Source organism: Nocardioides sp. (genome assembly GCF_034670285.1).
In the GTDB taxonomy this organism is placed as follows: Bacteria; Actinomycetota; Actinomycetes; order Propionibacteriales; family Nocardioidaceae; genus Nocardioides.
The window spans coordinates 1-3619 of the sequence record NZ_JAXMNS010000383.1 but is presented as its reverse complement, the minus strand read 5'-3'; the positions used below and the strand labels follow the sequence as shown (position 1 = coordinate 3619).

Annotated in this window: 2 protein-coding genes; one reads left to right on the top strand and one right to left on the bottom strand. The window is 71.1% G+C overall.

The annotated features are described in order from the left end of the window. The first annotated feature begins 62 nt into the window (after positions 1-62). Complete coding sequence (gene ppdK, locus VOI19_RS16270) at positions 63-2792, top strand: pyruvate, phosphate dikinase (RefSeq protein WP_323794012.1); 2730 nt, start codon at positions 63-65, stop codon at positions 2790-2792. Positions 2793-2900: 108 nt separating this feature from the next. On the opposite strand, the gene VOI19_RS16265 is transcribed toward ppdK, so the two are convergent. After that, positions 2901-3619 (bottom strand): hypothetical protein (locus VOI19_RS16265; RefSeq protein WP_323794011.1); only part of this gene is annotated, 719 nt, incomplete at its 5' end.

Genomic DNA, 3619 nt, shown 5'->3' with positions numbered 1-3619 from the left:
CACCTCTCGACCCCGCACCAGGGAAGCACCAGGGAAGCACCAGGGAAGGCAGTGAGCGCACGATGGACAAGCTCGTGTACGAGTTCAGCGAAGGCAACAAGGACCAGAAGGACCTCCTGGGCGGCAAGGGAGCCAACCTCGCCGAGATGACCCGGCTCGGGCTGCCCGTGCCGCCTGGGTTCACCATCACCACCGAGGCGTGCCGCCACTACCTCCACCACGGTCGGCTCCCCGACAACCTGCGGGTGCAGGTGACGATGGCGCTCCGACACCTCGAGGACGCGGTCGGACGACGTCTCGGCGACTCCGTCGACCCGCTGCTGGTGAGCGTCCGGTCGGGAGCGAAGTACTCCATGCCCGGGATGATGGAGACGGTGCTCAACGTCGGGCTCAACGACTTCTCCGTCCAGGGCCTGATCGACGCCTCGGGCGACGAGCGATTCGTCTGGGACTCCTACCGCCGGCTGATCCAGATGTTCGGCAAGACCGTTCTCGGGATGGACGGCGAGCACTTCTCCCGGGCGCTCGACTCACGCAAGCAGGCCAAGGGGGTCGAGAACGACCTCGACCTCGACGCCGACGACCTCCGTCAGCTCGTCGAGGACTTCAAGGCCGTGGTGGAGGAGACGACAGGGCGCAGCTTTCCCCAGGACCCCCGCGAGCAGCTCGACCTCGCGACCCGCGCCGTCTTCGAGTCGTGGAACACCGATCGCGCGCGGCTCTACCGCCGACGCGAGCGCATCCCGGAGGACGCCGGCACCGCGGTCAACGTCTGCACCATGGTGTTCGGCAACCTCGGCGAGACCTCCGGCACCGGCGTCTGCTTCACCCGCGACCCGGCCACCGGGAAGCCGGGCGTCTACGGCGACTACCTGGTCAACGCCCAGGGAGAAGACGTCGTCTCGGGCATCCGCAACACGCTCTCGCTCGACGACTTCGCCGAGGTCGACCCGGCGTCGTACAGCGAGCTGCGCAAGATCATGCGCCGCCTCGAGACCCACTTCCGCGACCTGTGCGACATCGAGTTCACCGTCGAGCGCGGCAAGCTCTGGATGCTGCAGACCCGCGTCGGCAAGCGCACCGCCGCAGCGGCGTTCCGCATCGCCACGCAGCTCGTCGACGAGCAGCTCATCACGATGGACGAGGCGCTGGAGCGGGTCGGGGGAGCGCAGCTGGCCCAGCTGATGTTCCCGCAGTTCGACGCCGAGGCCGAGCGGACGCCGTTCACTCGCGGCATGGCGGCCTCGCCGGGCGCCGCGGTCGGCAAGGTGGTCTTCGACTCCGCCGCCGCGACCGCGATGGTGGCGAAGGGCGAGGCGGTGGTGCTGCTGCGCAAGGAGACCACCCCCGAGGATCTCGAGGGCATGATCGCCGCCACCGGCATCCTGACCTGTCGCGGCGGCAAGACCTCGCACGCGGCCGTCGTCGCCCGCGGCATGGGCAAGACGGCGGTGTGTGGTGCTGAGTCCCTCGACGTCGACGAGGAGGAGAAGGTCGCCCGCTGCGGTGACGTCACCGTCGCCGAGGGCGACGTGCTGTCCATCGACGGCTCCACCGGAGAGGTCTTCCTCGGCCAGCTGCCGGTGGTCGCCTCACCGGTGGTGAAGTATCTGGAGGAGGGTCTCGAGCCCGCGCTGGAGGGGGTCGAGGAAGAGACCGCCGAGCTCATCCGCGCCGTGGACCGTCTCCTGGCCCACGCCGACTCCGTGCGCACCATGGAGGTCCGGGCGAACGCCGACAACGGGCCCGACGCCGACCGCGCCCGACGGATGGGAGCGCAAGGTGTGGGGCTGTGTCGCACCGAGCACATGTTCCTCGGTGACCGTCGTGTCCTGATCGAGCGGGTGATCCTGGCCGACACCTCCGCCGAGCGTGACGCGGCCCTGGCCGAGCTGCTCCCGCCACAGCGGGAGGACTTCGTCGAGCTGCTCGAGGCGATGGACGGTCTCCCGACCACGATCCGGCTCCTCGACCCGCCCCTGCACGAGTTCCTGCCCGACCGGGCCGACCTGATGGTCAAGGTCGCCCGGGCCGAGGAGAACGGCACGGTCGAGGAGGCGGACGAGCGGCTGCTCACGGCCGTCAACCGGCTCCACGAGTCGAACCCGATGCTCGGCCTGCGCGGCGTACGCCTCGGTCTCGTCGTGCCGGGTCTCTTCGCCGGACAGATCCGCGCGATCGCCGAGGCCGCGGCCCGGCGGATCAAGGCCGGCCACGACCCACGCCCCGAGATCATGGTCCCGCTCGTCGGTTCGTTGATGGAGCTGCACCTGGTGCGGGAGGAGGCGACCGCGATCCTGGCCGACGTCGCTGAGGCCGAGGGCGTCGTCCTCGACATCCCGGTGGGCACCATGATCGAGCTGCCGCGGGCAGCCCTCACGGCGTTCCGGATCGCGGAGGAGGCCGACTTCGTCTCGTTCGGAACCAACGACCTCACCCAGACGACGTGGGGCTTCAGCCGCGATGACGTCGAGGCGGCCTTCTTCGCCGCCTACCTGGAGAAGGGCGTCTTCACGGTCTCGCCGTTCGAGAGCCTGGACGTGGACGGCGTCGGCCGGCTCGTCGACCTCGCGGTGCGCGAGGGTCGCAGCACCCGGCCGAACCTGAAGGCGGGCGTGTGCGGCGAGCACGGCGGCGACCCGGAGTCGATCCACTTCTTCTACCGCGCCGGGCTGGACTACGTCTCGTGCTCACCGTTCCGGGTGCCGGTGGCCCGGCTCGAGGCCGGACGCGCGGTGCTGGGGAAGCGTGAGGAGGACACCTCCGACGACGCCGAGATCCAGCGGGCCTAGCAGACCCGGCCGGAGGCACCCCTGCCCACCCTCGGGCCGCGAGACAGCCTCAGTCGCGCCCCCGCACCGCCACGAGCCGTTGTGGTGGCCGGAGACACGGCGCACGCGTCAGACGCGCAGCGTCCACGTGATCGGCGCCAGCGGGTCAGGGGAGTAGCTGCACCAGGTGCCCGTGGAGACGGCACGACGCAGGTGGTCGGCCAGCAACGGGCTCACAGCCTCGATCCGCTTGAGGGCGTAGGCGATCGCGCGGAAGACACTGGTGCGGGCGCGCTCGGCGTCGCTGCTCTCGAGACGGTCACGGCCGCCGAGCCCGACCGCTCGGCTGAGCTCGGCGACGAGGTAGTCACGGTCGCGGCGGGCGAGGTCGGCGCGATCCGGGTCGTTGAATGCCTCGGCCTCGTCGATGTCCTCATCGACCTCGGCCAACCGTCGCCGGTAGCACTCCTTGGCCTCGTCATCGAGCACGACCAGGCCGCTCTGCCGGGGGCCCGCGCCGCCGTGCTCGTGCGCCACGAGGTCGAGCGCCGCGACCTCGCGCCCTGGAGCAGCAAGCAGCCGCTCGAGATAGCGCAGCCCGAGCAGGTCGGGCAGTGCCGCGGACGTGCCGGCGTACTCGACGAGACGCACGCCGCCCTCGCAGCGGAATGTCGCCACCGCAGCGCGGCCGGGGGTCGGCGTCGTCGCGTCGCCGAGCGGGTCGATCCGGGCCAGCGCTGCCTCGGCCCGCCCGAGTGCGCCGAACTCGACCAGGGCGTGGTGCGCGGCACGCCAGGCGGTCTCCGCTGCCGGCCGGTTGCCGAGGGCCGCCGCGGCGTCGCCCTCCA